The 23,641-nt window shown below is 60.3% G+C and carries 18 protein-coding genes and 4 tRNA genes; 4 read left to right on the top strand and 18 right to left on the bottom strand.

The features are described 5' to 3' along the window. Window positions 1–38: 38 nt before the first annotated feature. From truA to leuC, 8 genes are all read right to left on the bottom strand, one after another. Entirely contained in the window at window positions 39–863 is an 825-nt protein-coding gene (gene truA, locus ACYZTZ_RS07270; RefSeq protein WP_046047735.1) for a tRNA pseudouridine(38-40) synthase TruA, read from the bottom strand. 309 nt (window positions 864–1,172) lie between these two features. Further along, window positions 1,173–4,028 (bottom strand): FimV/HubP family polar landmark protein, encoded by a 2,856-nt coding sequence (locus tag ACYZTZ_RS07265; RefSeq protein WP_461997662.1) that lies wholly within the window; start codon window positions 4,026–4,028, stop codon window positions 1,173–1,175. Between the two features lie 207 nt (window positions 4,029–4,235). Further along, entirely contained in the window at window positions 4,236–5,246 is a 1,011-nt protein-coding gene (locus ACYZTZ_RS07260; protein ID WP_461997661.1) for an aspartate-semialdehyde dehydrogenase, read from the bottom strand. 254 nt (window positions 5,247–5,500) lie between these two features. Next, window positions 5,501–6,613 (bottom strand): aspartate-semialdehyde dehydrogenase, encoded by a 1,113-nt coding sequence (gene asd / locus ACYZTZ_RS07255; RefSeq protein ID WP_033061853.1) that lies wholly within the window; start codon window positions 6,611–6,613, stop codon window positions 5,501–5,503. Between the two features lie 69 nt (window positions 6,614–6,682). Continuing rightward, window positions 6,683–7,765 (bottom strand): 3-isopropylmalate dehydrogenase, encoded by a 1,083-nt coding sequence (leuB, locus tag ACYZTZ_RS07250; protein WP_056744397.1) that lies wholly within the window; start codon window positions 7,763–7,765, stop codon window positions 6,683–6,685. A gap of 72 nt (window positions 7,766–7,837) precedes the next feature. After that, window positions 7,838–8,605: a class I SAM-dependent methyltransferase gene (locus tag ACYZTZ_RS07245; protein WP_461997660.1), complete on the bottom strand. Its 768-nt coding sequence runs from the start codon at window positions 8,603–8,605 to the stop codon at window positions 7,838–7,840. Between the two features lie 131 nt (window positions 8,606–8,736). Next, entirely contained in the window at window positions 8,737–9,384 is a 648-nt protein-coding gene (leuD, locus tag ACYZTZ_RS07240; RefSeq protein ID WP_461997659.1) for a 3-isopropylmalate dehydratase small subunit, read from the bottom strand. Between the two features lie 10 nt (window positions 9,385–9,394). Continuing rightward, entirely contained in the window at window positions 9,395–10,813 is a 1,419-nt protein-coding gene (gene leuC / locus ACYZTZ_RS07235) for a 3-isopropylmalate dehydratase large subunit (protein ID WP_008151269.1), read from the bottom strand. Between the two features lie 146 nt (window positions 10,814–10,959). Here leuC and ACYZTZ_RS07230 point away from each other — a divergent pair, with 146 nt between their 5' ends. Continuing rightward, window positions 10,960–11,850, top strand: a complete 891-nt coding sequence (locus ACYZTZ_RS07230; protein WP_008151271.1) for a LysR family transcriptional regulator — start codon at window positions 10,960–10,962, stop codon at window positions 11,848–11,850. Between the two features lie 65 nt (window positions 11,851–11,915). Next, on the top strand, window positions 11,916–15,194 hold the full coding sequence (locus ACYZTZ_RS07225) for an EAL domain-containing protein (protein ID WP_461997658.1): 3,279 nt from the start codon (window positions 11,916–11,918) through the stop codon (window positions 15,192–15,194). A 154-nt stretch (window positions 15,195–15,348) separates the two neighbouring features. Here the strand turns inward: ACYZTZ_RS07225 and ACYZTZ_RS07220 are convergent, their stop codons facing one another. From ACYZTZ_RS07220 to gltX, 10 genes are all read right to left on the bottom strand, one after another. After that, window positions 15,349–16,308 (bottom strand): tRNA dihydrouridine synthase, encoded by a 960-nt coding sequence (locus ACYZTZ_RS07220; RefSeq protein ID WP_046054225.1) that lies wholly within the window; start codon window positions 16,306–16,308, stop codon window positions 15,349–15,351. A 33-nt stretch (window positions 16,309–16,341) separates the two neighbouring features. Then, entirely contained in the window at window positions 16,342–16,476 is a 135-nt protein-coding gene (locus ACYZTZ_RS07215; protein ID WP_461997657.1) for a hypothetical protein, read from the bottom strand. 13 nt (window positions 16,477–16,489) lie between these two features. Next, window positions 16,490–16,945, bottom strand: a complete 456-nt coding sequence (locus ACYZTZ_RS07210; protein ID WP_192407334.1) for an acyl-CoA thioesterase — start codon at window positions 16,943–16,945, stop codon at window positions 16,490–16,492. 48 nt (window positions 16,946–16,993) lie between these two features. Beyond that, window positions 16,994–17,827 (bottom strand): alpha/beta fold hydrolase, encoded by an 834-nt coding sequence (locus tag ACYZTZ_RS07205; RefSeq protein ID WP_461997656.1) that lies wholly within the window; start codon window positions 17,825–17,827, stop codon window positions 16,994–16,996. A gap of 31 nt (window positions 17,828–17,858) precedes the next feature. Continuing rightward, window positions 17,859–18,398, bottom strand: coding sequence for a TetR/AcrR family transcriptional regulator (locus ACYZTZ_RS07200; RefSeq protein ID WP_008151286.1), 540 nt, complete (start codon window positions 18,396–18,398; stop codon window positions 17,859–17,861). A gap of 183 nt (window positions 18,399–18,581) precedes the next feature. Continuing rightward, window positions 18,582–18,657 (bottom strand) — tRNA-Glu (locus tag ACYZTZ_RS07195). 80 nt (window positions 18,658–18,737) lie between these two features. Further along, window positions 18,738–18,813 (bottom strand) — tRNA-Ala (locus ACYZTZ_RS07190). A 53-nt stretch (window positions 18,814–18,866) separates the two neighbouring features. Next, window positions 18,867–18,942, bottom strand: a tRNA-Glu gene (locus tag ACYZTZ_RS07185). Window positions 18,943–19,021: 79 nt separating this feature from the next. After that, a tRNA-Ala gene (locus ACYZTZ_RS07180) sits at window positions 19,022–19,097 on the bottom strand. Between the two features lie 190 nt (window positions 19,098–19,287). After that, entirely contained in the window at window positions 19,288–20,769 is a 1,482-nt protein-coding gene (gltX, locus tag ACYZTZ_RS07175) for a glutamate--tRNA ligase (protein ID WP_046047745.1), read from the bottom strand. 219 nt (window positions 20,770–20,988) lie between these two features. Between gltX and ACYZTZ_RS07170 the strand changes: the two genes are divergently transcribed. Both ACYZTZ_RS07170 and ACYZTZ_RS07165 read left to right on the top strand, forming a co-directional pair. Beyond that, window positions 20,989–22,038 carry an HlyD family secretion protein gene (locus ACYZTZ_RS07170; RefSeq protein ID WP_461997655.1) on the top strand — a complete coding sequence of 350 codons (1,050 nt, stop codon included), beginning with the start codon at window positions 20,989–20,991 and terminating at the stop codon, window positions 22,036–22,038. Beyond that, window positions 22,028–23,578 (top strand): MDR family MFS transporter, encoded by a 1,551-nt coding sequence (locus tag ACYZTZ_RS07165; protein ID WP_033061865.1) that lies wholly within the window; start codon window positions 22,028–22,030, stop codon window positions 23,576–23,578. Before ACYZTZ_RS07170 ends, ACYZTZ_RS07165 begins: the two co-directional genes overlap by 11 nt. Window positions 23,579–23,641 lie beyond the last annotated feature (63 nt).

The raw sequence follows: 23,641 nt of genomic DNA, 5'->3' as shown, positions 1-23,641 counted from the left end.
GAGAAAGTCCCGGATGGTAACAAAAGCGTTCGAGGGCGTCAGCCGTCAAGTTCCGAGAAACCGGTCAGGAAGTGCGGCCCGATGTAACGCTCGGGCAATTCGAACTCGTCGCGGTACTCGACCTGCACCAGGTACAGGCCGTACGGATGCGCCGTCACCCCGCCGGAACGGCGAATTCGGCTCTCAAGCACCTCTTTCATCCACTCCACCGGGCGCTCGCCGGCACCGATGGTCATCAGCACGCCAGCAATGTTGCGCACCATGTGGTGCAGGAAAGCGCTGGCGCGGATGTCCAGCACGATCATCTTGCCGTGGCGCGTGACGCGCAGGTGATGCAGTTCCTTGATCGGCGACTTGGCCTGACACTGACCAGCACGGAAAGCGCTGAAGTCGTGAGTGCCGACCAGGTACTGCGCCGCCTCGGCCATGCGCTCGACGTCCAGCGGACGGTGGTTCCAGGTGATTTCTTCGTTCAGGTGTGCCGGGCGGATCTGATCGTTGTAGATCACGTAGCGATAGCGCCGGGCAATCGCCTTGAACCGCGCATGAAAATGCGCTGGCATGACCTTGGCCCAGCTGACACTGACGTCGTGAGGCAAATTGATATTGGCGCCCATGACCCAGGCTTTCATCGAACGCTCGACCTGGGTATCGAAATGCACCACCTGACCGCACGCATGCACACCGGCATCCGTACGCCCGGCGCAGAGCAGCGACACGGGTGAGTCGGCGACTTTGGACAAGGCCTTTTCGAGGGTTTCCTGCACGGTGAGTACGCCGGAAGCCTGGCGCTGCCAGCCGCGATAGCGTGAGCCTTTGTATTCAACGCCCAACGCGATCCGAAAAAAGCCGTCGGCCACCATTTCGGCGGCCGGATTATCTATATTTGCCAAGGAGTGACAGCCTGCTGATGTACGCAAAGGCAGGCATTATAAGGCCGCCGGACGGGGACGCCAGTGCAACAGGTGGTACTGCGTTGAATGTGATGCCCTCATCGCGAGCAAGCTCGCTCCCACAGGGATTGGCGTCGAACACAAATAGTTTGAGCAACGCCGATCCAATGTGGGAGCGAGCTTGCTCGCGATAGCGGCCCGACAGACCCCATCGCATCCCCGCTGAAACAAAAACGGCAGCCTCAATGGCTGCCGTTTTGTTTACGCCTTACCGATCAATCAAGCCAGACGCGAAAGCATCTCCTTCGCTTCGCTCTTCTGACCTGCATCACCCTCGGTCACCACCTCATTGAGGATGTCCCGGGCGCCGTCGGCGTCGCCCATGTCGATGTAGGCCTGGGCCAGATCGAGTTTGGTCGCGACTTCGTCAGTGCCGGAAAGGAAATCGAATTCCGGCTCGTCAGCTGCGGAGGCCATGGCGTCTTCCGCCGTAAAGCTCGGCTCGCCAAGACTCTGGGACAGACGATCCAGCTCGGCGTTGACGTCATCCAGTTCGGCTGCAAACGCGTCCGGAGCGTCTGGCGCGTCCATTTCGTCAGCCAGCGACAGGTCGAAATCGGCTGGCAGCTCCAGATCGTCCAGCGCAATCTCGGGAACAGCCGGCGCTTCAGCGACAGGTAGATCCAGGTCCTTGACGCCTTCATCCAGACTCAACAGGAAGTCGTCTTCGGCCAGGGTCGCTGGAGAGGCATCCCCACCAAGATCCATATCCAAATCGAAGTCCGACAGGTCATCAAGGTTTTCCTTGATGTCGGTCTGCTGCTGCAACACCGATTCGAAGCTCAGGTCGTCGTCCAGCGGGAACTCGTCCAGCTCAGCCGCAGACACTGGCTCTGGCTCTGGCTCTGCTTCTGCTTCTGGTGCAACCACTGCCGGAGAGGCAGTTTCCAGATCATCCAGGCTTAAATCGAAAGCACTGTCGAGGTCATCGGACTTTGCCTCTGGCTCTGGTTCTGGTGCAACCACCGCCGGAGAGGCAGCTTCCAGATCATCCAGGCTCAAATCGAAGGCACTGTCGAAGTCATCGGGCGCTGCCTCCGCTTCTGCCTCTGGTGCAACCACTGCCGGAGTGGCAGATTCCAGATCATCCAGGCTCAAATCGAAGGCACTTTCGAAGTCATCGGGCACTGCCGGTGCCGGCACTTCAGGCTCGTCCAGCAGCAGGTCCTTGACGTATTGCGCGTCCAGTTCGGCAGCGATCGCAGCGGCTGCGATACCACCAGCTGCGGCAATGACCATGGCCGGGAAGCGGCTCTTGAGTTTTTCGACCTGAGCAAAGTTGTCACCGTTGGCCACCAACTGGCGTTCCTGGGCAACGAATGCATCGCGGTCGCCTTGCTGACCGTAGACTTCCATCAGTTTGAGCCGCAGGTCACTGCGTTGCGGCTCTTGCTTGATCCCGTCTTCCAGCAAGGCAGCCGCCTGATTCAGACGACCGGCAGCGATGTGCGACTGAGCCTTGCTCAGTACGTCGTCGTCGCGTTCGCCAGCAGGCGATACCAGTGGCGCGGCGATCGGCGGCGTTACCACAACCGGAGCAATTACCGGCGCCGGGGCTGGTGCAGGCGGTGGTGTTGGGGTTGGCGCGGTAGCGAGCTTCACGCTTGGCGGCGGCACTTCCAGGTCATCGAAGATGCCTTTTGGCAGGTCGAGTTCAGCGGAGAACGCCTGCTCCTCGGCCAAGTCACGGGCCATGCGCAAATGCTTCTCGGCTTCTTGCTGGGCTTTGCGGCGACGCGCCAGCAACAACAGCAGGAACAGCGCCACTACTGCCCCACCACCCGCCAGACCCAGTAGCCAAGGATTGGTCAGCAGTTCTTTGAATTGCTGATCGTCGGATGCTGCCGGCGTCGGCTCAACTGGCTTCTCGGCCGGAGCTGGAGTGGCCTCGGGCGCAGCAGCCTCAGGTGCAGCCGGAGCCGCGTCCGCAGGCGTTGTTGCCGCCGGGTTGGCCGCCAGTTCGGCTGACATGGCCGGAGCGGTCGCACCGGGTGCCGGCGCATCCGCCGCGCCTTCAGCCTGCAACTTGGCCAGTTGATTGTTCTTCAGCTCGATCAGGCGTTGCAGCTTGTCCATCTGACTTTGCAGATCGGTCACGCGGCTTTTCAGTTCAGCGTTGTCACGACGGCTCGTGTCGAGGCTTTCCTTGGTCACGGCCAGCTTGTTGCTCAAGTTCTTGGCGTCACCCGCAGCGCCTTTGCCACCGGCCTTGCCGGACTCGGCAGAAACCAGGCTCAGCTTGTCTGTCGCCGTTTGCGACGAAGGGCCTTCGCCGCGAGCGCGCTTGGTGGCATCGAGCTGCTGCTGTCCGGCCCCGGGCTTCGCCACGTAACGACGACCCTGACGCCACGCGGTGTTCTGCGCGGAGACTACAGCAATGGCTTTCGGTTGCGGCAGGCTGGTGCTCTGCGCCTGATCCGGCAGACGCAGCACCTGACCGGCTTTCAACCGGTTGATGTTGCCGTCGATAAAGGCATCCGGGTTCAACGCCTGGATGGCCAGCATGGTTTGCTGGACCGAGCCGCCATTGCGCGCCTTCTCAGCGATTTCCCACAGGGTATCGCGCGGCGCGGTGGTGTATTGGGTTGGTTTGGTACCACCAGTCACCGGTGCGGTGACGGTTTGCGTCGGTGCAGGCTGCGCAGCCGCAGCCGCATCAGCGGTTTGCGGAGAGAATTTGGACGGATCGAGCAGCACGCTGTAATCGCGCAGCAGGCGACCGTTAGGCCACATCACCTGAACCAGGAATTTCACCATCGGTTCGGAGAGTGGTTTGCTGGATGTCACACGCAGGATGCTTTTACCGCTGGCGTTGAGCACCGGGGTAAAGGTCAGGTCATTGAGAAACGCCTGGCGGTCGACACCGGCCTTGGCGAAATCTTCGGGCGAAGCCAGGCTCGGCACCAATTCGGCAGCGGTGAGGTCCTTGACGTCGAGCAACTCGATTTCCGCCACCAAGGGCTGGTTCAGCGTCGACTTCAGGGTCAATTCCCCAAGCCCGAGGGCATGCGCCATACCGGAGGACAGCGCCGAGGCGGCCGCTATTGCTAACACCAGTTTGCGAACTTGAACCATAGCCTCATCCTTTGTTTGAACATTCCTCGGCCAGCGAGAAGGTGTTGATAGTCGCTGCCGTAAGGCATTGCGCGCGGCGGCGAAGAGTCGTCGCGCGCGATCATTTCATTCATGCCACGCAAAGCCCCGGAGGGAGCCCGCCTTCAGCAGTCCGGCCAAGCATAGCGCCCGGCTGGATTCATTCGACAAATTGTTGCCAAGTATCTTTTACAGCAGGTCTTTTATCAACAATTCAGCCACCTGCACAGCATTGAGCGCGGCACCTTTGCGTACGTTATCTGACGTCAGCCACAAATTAAGTTCCGACAGGTCGTCGATCCCGCTGCGAACCCGACCAACGTAGACCACGTCCTGCCCTACCGCATCGCCTACCGGTGTCGGGTAATCGCCGGCTTCCACCAGCTCGATACCGGGCGCGTCTTCCAGGGCGGCGTTGACTTTTCCCAGGTCGATGTCGCTCGATGACTGCAAGGTCACGTTAAAGCTATCGCCAAAAAACACCGGGGCTTGAATGCAAGTGACGGAAATCTTTAATAAAGGCAGCGCCATGACCTGACGCAGCTCGCGTACCAGGCGTTTTTCCAGCAGCGTGTGACCCTGCTCATCAGGCTTGCCCACTTGCGCCAGCAGGTTGAAGGCCATCTGCCGATCGAAGAAGGTCGGCTCCAGCGGACGCACATTGAGCAGCTCGGCCGTTTGCCGTGCCAGCTCGGTGACGGCTTCGCGGCCCTGGGCAGACACGGCCAGACTGGCGGTCAAATTGATGCGTTGCAGGTCGAGCAAACCGAGCAACGGCGCCAGCACTACCGCCAGTGTGGTGGCCGAAGGGCTTGGACTGCTGACCTGGAACGGCTTTTTCAAACCGACCAGCACCTGCGCGTTGGCTTCAGGCACGACGTGTGGCGCCTGATCAGCCGGCAAGGCGCCGGACAAGTCGATTAGCGAGCAACCGGCCGCCGTGGCACGCGAAGCGAAACTCAGGGTTACCGCCGGGCCGGCCGCGAAGAACACCAGCTGGACTTTACTGAAGTCGAACTCATCGACCTCCCGCACCCGCACGTTCTTGCCGCGAAACGGCACCGAATGCCCGGCCGATTCGCTGCTGGCGAGCAGGTGCAGATTGCCGACAGGGAAGTCGCGTTCTTCGAGAATCTGCACGAGTGTTTCGCCGACAGTACCGGTGGCGCCGATCACGGCAATATCAAAGGACTGGCTCATGGTTCTACCTCTGGCGAAACGGGGGGAGCGGCACTTTACCGGGTGGTTGGCGCACAGGCAATTCGGCTGGGATCTGCGCAGGCAGACCCGACCCCTTCGCGAGCAGGCTCGCTCCCACATTAGACCGCGATCAACTGTGGGAGCGAGTCTGCTCGCGAAGGGGCCGGTACAGACAACTTATCGACATCAGACTGTTGGGTATAAAAAAACCCGCACCTCTTTCAAGGCACGGGTTCGTTCATTACTTCAATCGATCAACGCTCAAGCAGGATCCGCAGCATGCGACGCAGCGGTTCAGCCGCGCCCCACAGCAGTTGGTCGCCGACGGTGAACGCGCCGACGTACTGCGTGCCCATGTTCAGCTTGCGCAGACGGCCAACCGGTACGTTCAGGGTGCCGGTGACTTTCGTCGGGCTCAGTTCCTGAATGCTGGCTTCGCGGCTGTTCGGCACCAGTTTGACCCAAGGGTTGTGCTGGCTGATCAGCCCTTCGATGTCGGCGATCGGCACATCTTTGTTCAGTTTGATGGTCAGCGCCTGGCTGTGGCAGCGCATGGCACCGATACGCACGCAGATGCCATCGACCGGGATCGGGCTCTTGAAGCGACCGAGGATCTTGTTGGTCTCGGCCTGGGCTTTCCACTCTTCGCGGCTCTGACCGTTCGGCAGTTCCTTGTCGATCCACGGGATCAGGCTGCCGGCCAGCGGTACGCCGAAGTTTTCGGTCGGGTACGCGTCGCTGCGCATGGCTTCGGCCACACGGCGATCGATGTCGAGGATCGCGCTGGCCGGGTCGGCCAGTTGATCAGCGACAGCGGCGTGGGTCGCGCCCATTTGCTTGATCAGTTCGCGCATGTTCTGCGCACCGGCACCGGAGGCCGCCTGATAGGTCATGGCACTCATCCACTCGACCAGACCGGCTTCAAACAGACCGCCCAGCCCCATCAGCATCAGGCTGACGGTGCAGTTGCCGCCGATGTAGTTCTTGGTGCCCGCGTCGAGCTGCTGGTCGATGACCTTGCGGTTCACCGGGTCCAGCACGATCACCGCGTCATCCTGCATGCGCAGACTGGAAGCGGCGTCGATCCAGTAACCCTGCCAGCCGGCTTCGCGCAGTTTCGGGAAAACTTCGCTGGTGTAGTCGCCACCCTGGCAGGTCAGAATCACGTCGAGGGTTTTCAGCTCATCAATGCTGTAAGCGTCCTTGAGCGGAGCAATGTCCTTGCCCACGGACGGGCCTTGGCCACCGACATTGGAAGTGGTGAAAAACACCGGCTCAATAAGATCGAAATCCTGCTCTTCCAGCATCCGCTGCATGAGCACGGAACCGACCATACCGCGCCAACCGATCAGACCTACACGTTTCATCGCAACTACACCTTCTTTAAAAAGTGGGCCGCTGCTTTCAAGAGTGAAAGTTGCAGCGGGCCCGAGAGATTACAGATTCCGCAGCGCGGCGACTACTGCGTCGCCCATTTCCTGCGTACCGACTTTAGTGCAACCGGCCGACCAGATGTCGCCAGTGCGCAGGCCTTGGTCCAATACCAGACTGACGGCCTTCTCGATCGCATCGGCCGCATCCTGCAGATTGAAGCTGTAACGCAGCATCATCGACACCGACAAAATGGTCGCCAACGGGTTGGCAATGCCTTTGCCAGCGATGTCCGGCGCCGAACCGTGGCACGGCTCGTACATGCCTTTGTTGTTGGTATCCAACGACGCCGACGGCAGCATGCCGATGGAACCGGTGAGCATCGACGCTTGGTCGGAAAGAATGTCGCCGAACAGGTTGTCGGTGACGATCACGTCGAATTGCTTCGGTGCACGCACCAGCTGCATGGCGGCGTTGTCGACGTACATGTGGCTCAGTTCGACTTCAGGGTAATCCTTGGCCACTTGTTCGACGATTTCACGCCACAGTTGGCTGGAGGCCAGTACGTTGGCCTTGTCCACCGAGCACAGCTTCTTGCCGCGCACCATGGCCATGTCGAAACCGACACGGGCGATACGGCGGATTTCGCTTTCGCTGTACGGCAGGGTGTCGTAAGCCTGACGCTCGCCGTTTTCCAGGGTGCGGGTACCGCGTGGTGCGCCGAAGTAGATACCGCCGGTCAGTTCACGGACGATCAGGATGTCCAGGCCAGCAACGATTTCAGGCTTCAGGCTCGAAGCCTCGGCCAATTGCGGGTACAGGATCGCCGGACGCAGGTTGCCGAACAGGCCCAGTTGCGCACGGATTTTCAGCAGGCCGCGCTCAGGGCGAATGTCACGCTCGATGGTGTCCCATTTCGGGCCGCCCACGGCGCCGAGCAGTACAGCGTCGGCCGCGCGTGCACGGTCCAGGGTTTCGTCAGCCAGCGGCACGCCGTGTTTGTCGATGGCAGCGCCACCGATCACGTCATGGCTCAGCTCGAAGCCCAGGCTGTACTTGGTGTTGGCCAGTTCCAGCACCTTGACCGCCTCGGCCATGATTTCCGGGCCAATACCGTCGCCTGGGAGAATCAGAATCTGCTTGCTCATGCTTTCCTCATGTCATCAGTCGGTGCGCCCGTGGGTCACGGGCTAGCCGGGAAAAATTCTATCGTTCAGCGCTTATCGCTCAGCCATCAGCACCAGTACATCGGTGCTGAACGAACCATCGGCCTCAATCTCAAAATATTCGCGTACTTCATTACCCATCGACTGCTGCAACTCGAGGATTGCCGCGCGCATCACCTCTGGCGTGCGCATGCGCTCGACCCAGGAGGTGTACTCCAGTCGCAGCCGTTGACGGGTGGTGCTACGGGTATGCAACCCCGCTTCGCTGACCTGACGCAACCACTCGCCGGCGGAATAATCGCGCACATGGCTGGTGTCGCGCAGCACTTCGACGCTTTGCAGGTAAGTGTCGAACAACGGACTGCCCGGTGACAACACGTCGACGAACGCCGCCACGCCGCCCGGCTTCAGCACCCGGCGAACCTCTCGCAGGGCCAGGCCAAGATCGCTCCAATGGTGCGCCGAATAACGGCTGAAGACGAAATCGAACTCACCGTCGGCAAACGGCAGGCGCTCGGCGGCGCCCAGCACGGTAGACACGTTGGTCAGACCGCGATCGACGGCGGCACCGGCCACCACGTCGAGCATCTGCTGCGACAAATCGTAGGCCACCACCTCTTTCACCAGCGAAGCCACGTGAAAACTCACGTGACCGGCGCCGCAGCCCAGATCCAGCACACGAGCATCGCCCTGCCCTGCCAGTTCAGCCTGTAGCAGCGCAAATTCGGTGCCCTGAGCGTGTACGGCGCTGCTCAGATAGGCTGAGGCTTGTTCACCGAATTGCTTTTGTACTACCTGGCTGTGCTGGGCGTTGCTGGTCATATGGACTTCCTTTTTCAGGGTTTGGTCATGTGGTGCTTATGCGGGCCTCATCGCGAGCAGGCTCGCTCCCACAGGGGTTTTGTCTACGCCGCAAATCCAATGTGGGAGCGAGCCTGCTCGCGATGGCGTCATTACGCCTTGTCGCGAAACAACCACGGCTGGCTAGCACGGTGTTTGGCTTCAAACGCCGCGATCGCCTCATGGTCCTGCAAGGTCAGGCCGATGTCGTCCAGGCCGTTGACCAGGCAATGCTTGCGAAACTCGTCAAGTTCAAAGTTGTAGACCTTGCCGTCAGGCCGGGTCACGGTCTGGGCTTGCAGATCAACCGTCAACTCATAGCCAGGATTCGCCTCGACCTGCTGGAACAATTCATCCACTTCAGCGTCGGTCAAGATGATCGGCAGCAAGCCGTTCTTGAAGCTGTTGTTGTAGAAGATGTCGGCGTAGCTCGGCGCGATGATGCTGCGAAAACCGTACTCTTCCAGCGCCCACGGCGCGTGTTCACGGCTGGAGCCGCAACCGAAGTTCTCGCGGGCCAGCAGCACGCTGGCGCCTTGATAACGCTCGGCGTTGAGCACGAAATCCTTGTTCAGCGGACGCTTGGAGTTGTCCTGGTAGGCGTAGCCCACGTCCAGGTAGCGCCATTCGTCAAACAGGTTCGGACCAAAACCGGTGCGTTTGATCGACTTCAAGAACTGCTTCGGAATGATCTGGTCGGTGTCGACGTTGGCACGGTCCAATGGCGCGACCAAACCGGTGTGTTGGGTAAAAGCTCTCATGTGCGGTTCCTCAGATCAGTTCGCGAACGTCGATGAAACGACCGTGGACGGCAGCCGCCGCGGCCATGGCCGGGCTGACCAGGTGCGTACGGCCACCGGCGCCCTGACGCCCTTCGAAGTTGCGGTTGGAGGTCGAGGCGCAATGCTCGCCCGACTCCAAACGGTCCGGGTTCATCGCCAGGCACATCGAGCAACCCGGTTCACGCCACTCGAAACCGGCTTCGAGGAAAATCTTGTCCAGGCCTTCGGCCTCGGCTTGCGCCTTCACCAGGCCCGAGCCCGGCACCACGATGGCTTGCTTGATGGTCGAAGCGACTTTACGGCCCTTGGCGATCACCGCCGCAGCGCGCAAGTCTTCGATCCGCGAGTTGGTGCAGGAACCAATGAAGACGCGGTCCAGTTGAATGTCGGTGATCGCCTGATTGGCGCTCAAACCCATGTATTTCAAGGCGCGTTCGATGGAACCGCGTTTGACCAGGTCCATTTCCTTCGCCGGGTCCGGCACGTTCTGATCAACCGCCAGGACCATCTCGGGCGAAGTGCCCCAGCTGACTTGCGGCTTGATCTGAGTGGCGTCGAGTTCGACCACGGTGTCGAACACCGCATCGGCGTCGGACACCAGGTCTTTCCAGGCTTCGACCGCCATGTCCCATTCCGCGCCTTTCGGGGCAAATGGACGACCCTTGACGTAAGCCACGGTTTTTTCGTCAGCAGCCACCAGGCCAACACGGGCGCCGGCTTCGATGGACATGTTGCAGATGGTCATGCGGCCTTCGACGGACAAGTCGCGAATGGCACTGCCGGCGAACTCGATGGCGTGGCCGTTACCGCCGGCGGTGCCGATCTTGCCGATCACCGCGAGCACGATGTCCTTGGCGGTCACGCCGAACGGCAATTTGCCCTCGACCGACACCAGCATGTTTTTCATTTTCTTCGCCACCAGGCACTGCGTGGCGAACACGTGCTCGACCTCGGAAGTCCCGATGCCGTGGGCCAATGCGCCAAACGCGCCGTGAGTCGAGGTGTGCGAATCGCCGCAGACCACGGTCATGCCCGGCAAGGTGGCACCCTGCTCCGGACCGATCACGTGAACGATGCCCTGACGCACGTCATTCATTTTGAATTCGGTGATGCCATATTCATCGCAGTAGTCATCGAGGGTCTGAACCTGCAAACGCGAGACCTGGTCGGTAATCGCTTCGATGCCGCCCTTGCGATCCGGAGTGGTCGGTACGTTGTGGTCCGGGGTGGCGATGATCGAGTCGACGCGCCAAGGCTTGCGCCCGGCCAGTCGCAGGCCTTCGAAAGCTTGGGGCGAAGTCACTTCATGGATGATGTGGCGGTCGATATAGATCAGCGACGACCCATCGTCGCGCCGTTTCACTTCATGGGAATCCCAAAGCTTGTCGTAAAGCGTTTTGCCGGCCATCAGACGGTCCTCATCAGCGTGTTTCTATGCCCTGGATCTTGAGAAATTCAATAACCCCTTGGCTTGTGAGGTCGATCCTAGGGGGTTACATTAAATAACTCAAATTCATATTTTTCATGCTTTGGATAACCAACTGGAATACTGCAATGGACCTCGCCAACCTCAATGCTTTTATCGCGATTGCCGAGACTGGGAGCTTCTCCGGCGCTGGCGAACGGCTGCACCTGACACAACCGGCCATCAGCAAGCGTATCGCCGGACTGGAGCAGCAATTGAAGGTGCGCCTGTTCGATCGCCTGGGCCGTGAAGTCAGCTTGACCGAGGCCGGACGCGCCTTGCTGCCGCGGGCCTATCAGATTCTGAATGTGCTGGACGACACCCGTCGCGCCCTGACCAACCTGACCGGCGAAGTGACCGGCCGCCTGACCCTGGCCACCAGCCACCACATCGGCCTGCACCGCTTGCCTCCCTTATTAAGGGAGTTCACCCGACGTTACCCGCAAGTGGCGCTGGATATTCAGTTCCTCGATTCGGAAGTGGCCTACGAAGAAATCCTCCATGGCCGCGCCGAACTGGCGGTCATTACCCTGGCGCCGGAGCCCCACGCACTGGTCAAGGCCACGCCGGTGTGGGACGACCCCCTGGACTTCGTGGTCGCCCCGGAGCACTCGCTGATCAGCCACGGCCCGGTCAGCCTGGCGGACATTGCCCTGCACCCGGCGGTTTTCCCCGGTGGCAACACCTTTACTCACCACATCGTCCGACGTCTGTTCGAAGCTCAAGGCCTGACGCCGAACATCGCCATGAGCACGAATTATCTGGAAACCATCAAGATGATGGTCTCGATTGGCCTGGCCTGGAGCGTGTTGCCGCGCACCATGCTTGATGATCAGGTTGCGCGAATACCTTTACCAGGCATACAACTCACTCGCCAGCTAGGCTATATCCTGCACACAGAAAGGACGCTGTCGAATGCGGCGCGAGCCTTCATGGCCTTGCTGGATGCACAAATCGATCTGCCAGGGACTCTCGGCTAAGCTGTGCTACGTCTATAGAGCCTCGAGTCACTGAACCTGACACCCCACTCAGCCAAGGCTTGCCAATGCCGAAATCTGTTGACCGTATTCCGACGATGCCGCGTATACAGGCGCTTGACCCAAAACGGTCCGAGCAGAGCTGGGAAAGCGCCCCACAATTGCTGGCCGCCCTCAACGGTGCACGTTTGGGCGCCTGGTATTGGGACATCGAGCGTGGGCAGATCAGTTGGTCGCGGGGTACCCAGGCGCTGTTCGGCTTCGATCCCCGGCAACCGCTGCCGGCGGATCTGGAATACCTCGACTTGCTGCCGCCAGAGGATCGGGCGAAAACCATTCGCGCCTTCGACGCGGTGATCGCCGGCGCCCCGCTGGAACAGGCGATGCATCACCGCATCCGCTGGCCCGACGGCAGCCTGCACTGGCTGGAGATCAACGGCAGCCTGCTGCCGGACAAACACGGCCGGCCACGCATGATTGGCGTCATCCGTGAAATCACCCACCAGCGCCAGCGCGAACAGGCGTTGAGCAGCTCGGAAAAGCGCTTCGCCACGCTGTTCCACCTGTGTCCGAACATGGTGCTGCTGACTCGCCAGGAAGACGGCCTGATCAGCGAAGCCAACCAGTATTTCGAAAGCCTGTTTGGCTGGCCGGTACAGAACGCTATTGGTCGCACCACCCTGGAACTGGGCCTCTGGGTGCATCCGGAGCAACGGGCGCAACTCGTCACAGCCACCAAGGCCAAGGGCGAACTGGTCAGCATGGAGGTGCAATTTCGTGCCAGCAACGGCCAGATCCACGACGGCATCCTCAGCGCGCAAAAGGTCGAGCTCGAAGGTCAGCCTTATCTGCTGAGTACGTTCCTTGACACCACCGAACGCAAAGCCGCCGAACATGCCCTGAAAGACAGCCAGGAGCGCCTCGACCTGGCGCTGGATTCCGCGCAACTCGGCACCTGGGACTGGCACATTCCCAGTGGCATGCTCTACGGCTCGGCACGCGCCGCCCAGCTGCACGGGCTGGACCCCATACCTTTCCATGAATCCTTCGACGAGTTTTTCGAAGGCGTGCCCGGCGAAGAACGCGACACCATGCGCGATGCCTATCGCAGCCTGCGAGAAGGCCCTGCCGGCAATTATCAACTGACCTACCGCGTGCAACTGCCGGACGGCAGCTCGCGCTTCCTGGAAAGCCGCGCCCGACTCTATCGCGATGAAAACGGTGTCCCGCTGCGCATGGCCGGCACCCTGCTCGACATCACCGATCAGGTGGAGCGGGAGCAGCTGCTGGTAGCGTCCGAAGAGAAGTTCGCCACCCTGTTCCAGGTCAGCCCGGACCCGATTTGCGTGACCCGTCAGGACACCGGCCAATTTATCGAGATCAACTCCAGCTTCACCCAGACCTTCGGCTGGAGCGCCGCCGACGTGATTGGCCGCGGCGCCGACGAAATCGGTCTATGGGACGCATCGGCGCAAAGCCTGCGACGCATCGAGCAGGTCATCCGTGAACAGGGTCTGAACAACGTGGCGATCCTCGTTCAGCACAAAGACGGGCAAGCCCTGACGTGCGTGATTTCCAGCCGCCAGATCAGCGTCGGCGAGCAGCCATGCATCGTCACCACCCTGCGCGATATCACTCAGCAACAACGCTCGGAAGCCGCGCTCAAGGCCAGCGAAGAGAAGTTCGCCAAGGCGTTCCACTCAAGCCCCGACGCCATCACCATCACCGAGCGCGACACCGGGCGTTATCTGGAGGTTAACGATGGCTTTTGCCGCCTGACCGGCTACCGCGCCGATGAAGTGGTAGGTCGCACGGTGTATCAGGTCGGCATCTGGGCCGAGGAAAAACAACGTTCGGCGCTGCTCGCCGAACTCCAGATCAAGGGCCGGGTGCACCACCAGGAAATGCTCGGGCGCAATAAGCGCGGCGAGTTGCTGACCGTCGAAGTCTCGGTAGAACCGATCACCCTCAACGAAACCGCCTGCCTGCTGCTGACCGCGCGGGACGTCAGCCTGCTGAAAAACGCCGAAGCGCAGATCCGTCACCTGGCCTACCACGACCCGCTGACCAACCTGCCCAACCGCGCCCTGCTGATGGATCGCCTGAGTCAGCAGATTGCCCTGCTCAAGCGCCACAACCTGCGCGGCGCCCTGATGTTTCTCGACCTTGATCACTTCAAGCACATCAATGATTCGCTCGGTCATCCGGTGGGCGATACCGTTCTGAAAATCATCACCGCGCGCCTCGAAGCCAGCGTGCGCATGGAAGACACCGTCGCGCGTTTGGGCGGTGACGAATTCGTGGTGCTGCTCAGCGGGCTCGAAGGCTCGCGCAACGACGTCAGCGAGCAAGTCCTGCAACTGGCGGACACCTTGCGTGAACTGCTGTCGGAGCCGATGTTCCTCGATGGACAACGCCTGCAAGTGACTCCGAGCATCGGCATCGCGCTGATTCCCGATCACGGCTCGACCCCGACTGACCTGCTCAAACGCGCCGACATCGCCCTCTACCGGGCCAAGGATTCGGGCCGCAACACCGCGCAGATGTACCACAACACCATGCAGAAGGCGGCGAGCGAGCGCTTGCGCATGGAAACCGACCTGCGCCTGGCCCTTTCCCGGGGTGAGTTCCGCGTGCACTACCAGCCTCAGGTGGACGCCCGGAACGACCGCATCGTCGGCGCCGAGGCGCTGGTGCGCTGGAACCATCCGGACCTCGGCGCGCAATCGCCCACCGAGTTCATCAAGGTGCTGGAGGACAGCGGACTGATTCTGGAAGTGGGTACCTGGATCGTCGACGAAGCCTGCAGCGCCTTCAAACAACTGATCGCCAAGGGCCTGGTCGATCCGCTCGACTTCAGCCTGTGCGTCAACATCAGCCCGCGGCAATTTCGTCAGAATGACTTTGTCGAACGCATCGAACACAGCCTCGCCAGCCACGGTCTGCCCTGCTCGCTGCTGAAACTGGAAATCACCGAAGGCATCGTGATCCAGAACCTGGAAGACACCATCAACAAAATGCGCAGCCTGAAAAAACTCGGCGTGAGTTTTGCCATGGACGATTTCGGCACCGGCTATTCCTCGCTGACCTACCTCAAGCGTCTGCCGGTCGACACCCTAAAAATCGACCAATCGTTCATCCGCGACGCCACCACCGACCCCAACGACGCCGAGATCATCCGCGCCATCGTTGCCATGGCCCGCAGCCTGGAATTGAAAGTGATTGCCGAAGGGGTAGAGACGCCGGAGCAGCTGGAGTTCTTGCAGGGGCTGGGCTGCCATTTTTATCAGGGGTATTTGCACAGCCCGCCGCTGCCGGTGGAGGACTTCCAAAAGCTCCTCAAATGAGCGCAGCACACCTGCAATTTTGTAGCAGCTGCCGAGCCTGCGAGGCTGCGTTCGGTTTGGGCCGCATTCGGACGCAGCAGTCGTGAATTCAGGCGGCGCGGGCCTTAAATAAGGACCGCAGATTGCTTTTCAAGAGATTATTTACAGGTTTTTTTCAGGCTGCTTCGGACACCTGAAGCCCCAGTAAACGCGAGACCTGATCCAGCTCTGTCTCGCGACGCAGCACGGTGAACAGCTCGACCGCTTCGGGATAATTGCGGGTCAGCATCGCCAGCCACTGCTTCAAGCGACCCGGCGATTGGCGTGGCGTCATTTGCGCCTTGGCTTGCAGCCAGAAGTCCTGAATCAATGGGAGCAGCTCGGCCCAGGTCATCTCGACGACGTCCTCACCGGCCCGCGCCATTGCGATTTGCCGTGCCAGGTCCGGGCGCGACACCAGGCCGCGACCGAGCATGATGTCCTCGACACCGCTGATTTCACGGCAACGACGCCAGTCTTCGACGCTCCAGATGTCGCCATTGGCGAACACCGGCACCTTGACCACATCCTGCACCCGAGGGATCCATTCCCAATGGGCCGGCGGCTTGTAGCCGTCAGTTTTGGTCCGCGCATGAACCACAATGTGCGCCGCGCCACCTTCGGCCAGGGCCGTGGCACACACCAGCGCACCGTCGGGGCTGTCGAAACCGAGGCGCATCTTGGCAGTCACCGGAATGTGCGCCGGAACGGCGCGACGGACATGTTCGACGATCTGGTTCAGCAGCTCAGGCTCTTTGAGCAGCACCGCACCGCCACGGGACTTGTTCACAGTCTTGGCCGGGCAGCCGAAGTTCAAGTCGATCACCTCGGAACCCAGCTCGCAAGCCAGCGCGGCGTTTTCCGCCAGGCATACCGGATCGGAACCGAGCAGCTGCACCCGCAGCGGCACGCCGGATGCGGTACGGGCGCCGGTCAGCAGTTCCGGGCCGAACTTGTGGTAATAGGCAGGCGTAAGCAGTTGATCGTTGATCCGAATGAACTCGGTCACGCACCAATCGATACCGCCCACACGGGTCAGCACGTCCCGCAGGATGTTGTCGACCAACCCCTCCATGGGCGCCAAAGCAATTTGCATGAAAAACACACTCAACGAAAAACGTGCGGCAGTTTACTGGATTGCGCGGAAAATCTGCAGAACATCGCAGATACCCTTGTGGGAGTGAGCCTGCTCGCGATAGCGGTGCATCAGCAGCATCACTGTTGGCTGACACAACGCTATCGCGAGCAGGTCGAATCGTCGCACCGTCGCTCCCACATTAGATTTTGGATGCTTCGAGATTTTGCGACAACAACGCAGGGCCGTAGCCCTCGATGAACTCCGCGGGCATGCGCTTGGGCTTGCCGGTCGACAGTTCGATGCAAACGAAGGTGGTTTGGGCTCGCAGCAATGTGGTGTTGTCACTGGGGCGCTTCAACTGGAAGTGTCGGGTCATTTTCAGGCGCTGATCCCAATCGACGATCCAGGTCGCCAATTGCAACTCATCGCCTTCATAGGCGGCCGCCAGATAATCGATCTCGTGCCGCACCACCGCCATCGCCCGATCCAGCCGACGATACTCGACCAGGTCCAGGCCAAGCCGCTGGGAGTGGCGCCAGGCACAGCGTTCGAGCCAGGTCACGTACACCGCGTTGTTCGCGTGACCCAGCCCATCGATGTCCTCTGCGCCGACTTCCAGATCAATGATAAATGGCGTTGCCCGATCCCAGCCCATGCCCCACTCCCGGTCAGAAAATTTTCACCGGGCCAGTGTAACGGATGCTCAGGCCGATTGGCGCGATTGCAGACTGCGACCGGCCAGCAACGAGAGAACGCCTTCGATCACCCGAGGATCAGCCAGTACTCGTTGATGACCACCCTCTTTCAGGCGCAGTAAACGGCTGTCGAACCAGGCTTCGTTGATCAGCTGCGATTCCTTGACCGGAACGTAGTTATCATCTTCGGCGTGAACGATCAGGCCGGGCATGTCGAGCTGATAGTGCGCGACATCCAGTGCCGCAGCGCGCATGCCGACGTCTCTTTCGACCTGACGAATGAACGCCGAGCGGGCTTTCGGTGGCAGCCGCACATAGCGTGCGAAACCGCGCAACACGCCGAGAATCCGCGCCGGGGCAGCGATAGTGACCAGGGTTTCGGTACGCAAGCCCAACTGAACGGCGAGCATGGCACTGGCGCCGCCCATGGAGTGGCCGATGACGGCTTGCAGCGGCGGCAACTCGGCAGCGGCTTCAAGCATGGCCCGGGCGAACAGCACCACATTGGCTTCGCGACCCGGCGAGCGACCGTGGGCCGGACCGTCCAGCGCAACCACGGTGTAACCGGCATCGACCAACGCGGTGATGAGGCTGGCAAACTGCGTCGGCCGGCCTTCCCAACCGTGCATCAGCAACACCGCGGGGCCCTGCCCCCACCGCAGCGCCGAGAGGCCGAAACGCAGGGTGATTCGCTCGGACTTCGCCAGCAGCGGCAATTCCCAATCACGCGGCGGCAGCTCCCGCGGTGTCATGAATGCCAGTCGCATTTTGCTCGCGACCAGTTTCGGTGCGAACCAGCCCAAGGTGCCATTAACGCTACGAACCCACTTCAACGTGCTCATCGCTCTCACTCCTCAGGCTAATGCTTTTAGGTCACAGCACCGCAGACTTGGCGGCGCGCAGCAATCGATCGGACAATTCTCCTGGCCCCAACGCGCGAGCCAAAGCCAAACCACCGACCATCAAGGCCATGTCGGCCAAGGCTTTGTCGGTGTCTTCCGGGCTGGCCGCCAACTGCGCGACCATCATTTCCACATGTTCATTCAACGCCACGCGAAACGCGTCCGGCAGGCGGCCCAGCTCACCGACCGAAGCCGGAATCGGGCACGCCGAATCAGAGGAATCACGGTGTTTGCGTGACAGATAAAACGCAGCAACCAGCGCGCGACGCTCTTCGCCGGTCAATTCGGCGTCCATGTCGGCGATCAAGCCACGGCGATGACCGAGCAGTTGCTTGAACGCTTCCAGCATCATCGCGTCCTTGCTTTCGAAGTGCGCGTAGAAGCCGCCGACGGTCAGGCCGGCCGCGCCCATCACTTCGCCCACGCTCGGTTCGGCCGGGCCGCGCTGAATCAGCGCTGCGCTGGCAGCCTTGAGGATGCGTTCGCGGGTTTGAGCTTTTTTATCGTTCATCGTTGCCTCCGAATATTACGACTAGAATATTATTCTCATAATAATTTTACGCAAGTCGTGGATGTGACCGCTGGTCTGAAGAACAGTTTGGAAGAAATGAGGGATTTGGCCAAACGCCAGACAAACAAAAGGGCCATTCAATAATTGAATGACCCTTATAAAATCCCGCAGAGCGGGTAATCGTGGCGTCCCCTAGGGGACTCGAACCCCTGTTACCGCCGTGAAAGGGCGGTGTCCTAGGCCACTAGACGAAGGGGACGCAAAACCTTCTATACAACTGATCAGTGCTGAGAGCTGATCGATTCAAGGCCGGTGTGGCCAGACCTTGAACTGTAAAATTGGTGGAGCTTAGCGGGATCGAACCGCTGACCTCCTGCATGCCATGCAGGCGCTCTCCCAGCTGAGCTAAAGCCCCGGATTTTTCGCCTCGCGGCGGAGCGACATCTTGCAACATCACTTCTGTAAAACTGGCGTCCCCTAGGGGACTCGAACCCCTGTTACCGCCGTGAAAGGGCGGTGTCCTAGGCCACTAGACGAAGGGGACGCAAACCCTTCTATACAACAGATCACCGCTGAGTGGTGATCGCTTCAAAGCCGGTGTGGCCAGACCTTGAAGTGTAAATTGGTGGAGCTAGACGGGATCGAACCGTCGACCTCTTGCATGCCATGCAAGCGCTCTCCCAGCTGAGCTATAGCCCCTCATCGCTGAGGACGGGGCGAATCTTAATGGCGCATCGGAAGGCTGTCAAACTTATTTTTAAAATATTTCAAAGTTTTTTGCCGACATAACAATCACTTACCGCCCTCCCCCTGAAAAACCGGGGTGGCGCCGAAGAGCAGGATCAAAAGATCGCAGCCTCCGGCAGCTCCTACGCAGGATCAAACAACCTTAGGCGATGTTGCCCAAGAGTTTTTCCCACTCCTTGTTTTCCTTCTTCGACACGCCGCCCAGCAAGTCGATCGCCTGGCGCAGACGGAAACGGGTCAGGTCCGGGCCAAGGATTTCCATCGCATCGAGCACCGACACCGAACTGGCCTGGCCAGTGATCGCGGCAAACATCAGCGGCATGGCGTCACGCAGCTTCAGTTCCAGGGATTCGACCACCGCTTGAATCGTTGCGGTGATGCTGTCTTTCTCCCACTGACGCAGGCTTTCCAGCTTCCACAGGATTAACTGCATCAACTGACGCACCTGATCGCCCGACAGCTTTTTGGACTCAAACAGCTTGGCGTCCGGGTTCACGCCACCGGCGAAGAAGAAACCGGCCAGCGGTGCGACCTGGCTGAAGGTTTCAACCCGACCCTGCACGTGCGGCGCGATCTTCATCATGTATTCCGGGTTCAGCGCCCATGTTTGCAGGCGCGAAGCGAACTCTTCCACCGGCAGGTCACGCAGCCATTGGCCGTTGAGCCATGACAGCTTCTCGACGTCAAAAATCGGCCCGCCGAGGGAGACGCGACTCAGGTCGAAGTTATCGACCATTTCCTGCAGCGAGAACTTCTCGCGCTCGTCCGGCATCGACCAGCCCATGCGACCGAGGTAGTTGAGCATCGCTTCCGGCATGAAGCCCATGCGCTCGTAGAACGTCACCGAGGTCGGGTTCTTGCGCTTGGACAGCTTGCTCTTGTCCGGGTTACGCAGCAGCGGCATGTAGCACAGCTCGGGTTGTTCCCAGCCGAAGTACTCGTACAGCAGAATCAGTTTCGGTGCCGATGGCAGCCACTCTTCGCCACGCAGAACGTGGGTGATACCCATCAGGTGATCATCGACCACGTTGGCCAGGAAGTACGTCGGCAGACCGTCGGTCTTCATCAGCACTTGCATGTCCATACGATCCCATGGGATCTCGACGTCGCCACGCAGCATGTCCGGCACCACGCAAACGCCTTCGCTCGGCACTTTCATGCGGATCACGTGCGGCTCGCCGGCGGCCAGACGACGATCGACTTCTTCCTTGGACAGCAACAGCGCACGGCCGTCGTAACGCGGGGTTTCGCCGCGGGCCATTTGCTCGGCGCGCATCTGGTCGAGTTCTTCAGCGGTGCAGAAGCACGGGAAAGCGTGGCCCATTTCGACCAGCTGCTGGCAGTACTTCTGATAGATGTCGCCACGCTCGCTCTGACGGTAAGGACCGTGCGGGCCGCCAACATCCGGGCCTTCGCTCCAGTCGATACCCAACCAGCGCAGGGCGTCGAAAATCTGTTGTTCGGACTCGCGGGTCGAACGCAATTGGTCGGTGTCTTCGATCCGCAGGATGAACTCACCGCCGTGCTGCTTGGCAAAGCAGTAGTTGAACAAAGCGATGTAAGCGGTACCTACGTGGGGGTCCCCGGTAGGCGATGGCGCGATGCGAGTGCGGACGGTGGTCATGGCAAGTCTCGAAATGAAGATAAAACAAAGGGCGAATGGTAACAGGCGTTGCCCGCCCGGCTCCAGTGAGCAGGGCATTTAAGCCAAGGTTGCGTCTACAACGCGCTCTAGCCTTGGTGAATGGCCGATTATCAGCCGATGGCATTTACCCATCATTCGCTGTATGCCAGATTTGACCGCTGATAACTTCCCTTACAATTTCTCGACTACAGTCTGCCCATGCCTGCCCAACTCAAGCGTCGCCTGTTTATTTTCCTGTTGATCGTCCTGCTGGTTGCCGGGGGCTTTTTCGCCCAGTGGTTCTTCAAGGGTCGATTCTATGAAAGCACCGACAACGCTTATGTCCAGGGCGAGATCACCCGTGTGTCGAGTCAATTGGGCGCGCGCATCAAACAGGTGCTTGTACAGGACAACCAGCACGTCGAGAAAGGCCAGTTGCTGATCAAACTCGAAGGCGATGACTTCCACCTCGCCGTCGACCGCGCCAACGCTACCCTCGCGACCCGCCAGGCCGAACGCCTGCAAGCCCAGAGCAAACTCACTCAGCAAGCCAGCCTGATCGCCGCCAGCGACGCGCAAGTCGCGTCCAGCCAGGCGAGTCTCGGCCGTTCGCAGATCGATTTGTCTCGCGCGCAAACCCTGCGCAAACCCGGCTATGTCTCGGAAGAACGGGTGACCACCCTCTCCGCCGACAACCACATCGCCCGCTCGCAAGTGACCAAGGCCCAGGCGGACGCCCAAAGTCAGCGCCAACAAATCAACTCACTGAGCGCCGAGATCAAACGCCTCGACGCCATGATCGCCAACGCCAAAACCGATCTGGCCCAGGCCGAACTGAACCTGACCCGCAGCGAAATCCACGCGCCCATAAACGGCCTGATCGGCCAGCGCGCCGCCCGCGAAGGCCAGTATGTGCAGGCGGGTGCTTACCTGATGTCTATCGTTCCGGATCAGGACATCTGGATTCAGGCCAACTTCAAGGAAACCCAGATCGGCCGCATGCAGCCCGGCCAAACAGCCGAGCTGACTTTCGACGCCTACAGCAACACGCCCATCGAAGCGCGGGTCGACAGCCTGTTCGCCGCCTCGGGCGCACAGTTCAGCCTGTTGCCGCCGGACAATGCCACCGGCAACTTCACCAAAGTCGTACAACGGATTCCAGTAAAACTGACCTTTGCCGCGAACAATCCGCTGCAAGGCAAGATTCGTCCGGGTATGTCGGTCACCGCCAAAGTGAACATCAAAGACGCCCCTGACGATGGCCGGTGATCAACTGATCCGCCCGGTCGGCGAACCGACTCGGCGGGACTGGATCGCGGTCATGAGCGTGATGCTCGGCGCCTTTATGGCGGTGCTCGACATCCAGATCACCAACTCGTCGCTCAAGGACATTCAGGGCGCGCTGTCGGCCACTCTGGAAGAAGGCTCGTGGATTTCCACCTCGTACCTGGTGGCGGAAATCATCATGATTCCGCTGACGGCTTGGCTGGTGCAGTTGCTTTCGGCGCGGCGGCTGGCGGTGTGGGTGTCCCTCGGGTTTCTCGCTGCTTCCCTGCTCTGCTCCATGGCCTGGAGCCTGGAAAGCATGATCGTCTTCCGTGCCTTGCAGGGCTTCACCGGCGGCGCGCTGATCCCGCTGGCATTCACCCTCACCCTGATCAAACTCCCCGAACACCACCGCGCCAAAGGCATGGCGATGTTTGCCATGACCGCAACATTCGCGCCCTCCATCGGCCCGACCCTCGGTGGCTGGCTGACCGAGAATTGGGGCTGGGAATACATCTTCTACATCAACATTCCGCCGGGCCTGATCATGATCGCCGGCCTGATGTACGGCCTGGAGAAGAAAGAAGCTCATTGGGAACTGCTGAAAAGCACCGACTACCTGGGCATTCTCACGCTGGGCGTCGGCCTCGGTTGTTTGCAGGTGTTTTTGGAGGAAGGCCATCGCAAGGACTGGCTGGAATCGAGCCTGATCGTGACCCTGGGCAGCATCGCGCTGGTCAGCCTGATCACCTTTGTGATCGTGCAGACGTCCAAGCCCAATCCGCTGATCAACCTCGGCATCCTGCGCAATCGAAACTTTGGTTTATCGAGCATTTCCAGTGTCGGGATGGGTGTCGGATTGTACGGCTCGATCTACCTGTTGCCGCTGTACCTGGCGCAGATCCAGAACTACAACGCCTTGCAAATCGGCGAAGTGATCATGTGGATGGGCGTACCGCAGCTGTTTCTGATTCCACTGGTGCCGAAGCTGATGAAGTACGTCTCGCCGAAATGGCTGTGCACGTTGGGTTTCGGGCTGTTTGGATTGGCGAGTTTTTCATCGGGGGTATTGAACCCGGACTTCGCCGGGCCGCAGTTCAATCAGATCCAGATCATCCGCGCGCTGGGCCAGCCGCTGATCATGGTGACCATCTCGTTGATCGCCACGGCGTACATTCTGCCGCAGGACGCGGGGTCGGCATCGAGCCTGTTCAACATCCTGCGCAACCTCGGCGGCGCGATCGGCATCGCCCTCCTCGCCACGTTGCTGGATGCGCGAACCAAGACTTACTTTGACTACTTGCGTGAAGCGATTGTGCCGACCAACCCGCAGGTGGCCGAGCGCATGGCGTCGCTGACGGATCGGTTTGGCAGTGAGACGGCCGCGTTGGGCAAGCTCAGTGAAATTGCGCATCAGCAGGCGTCGATCATGGCTTACAACGATGCGTTTCACTTTGTCGGGATTGCGCTGGGGATCAGCATGCTGGCGGTGTTGCTGACCAAGGCATTGCCGGCGGGATTGAAGGCTGGCGAGGCACATTAAAGACCGCGACGCCCCCATCGCGAGCAGGCTCGCTCCCACAGGGTTCAGCGTGATCCCTGTGGG

The sequence above is a fragment of the Pseudomonas sp. LB3P58 genome (assembly GCF_054897895.1).
Note: the sequence above shows the minus strand (reverse complement) of the source record. Positions and strands in the feature narration are given on the sequence as shown.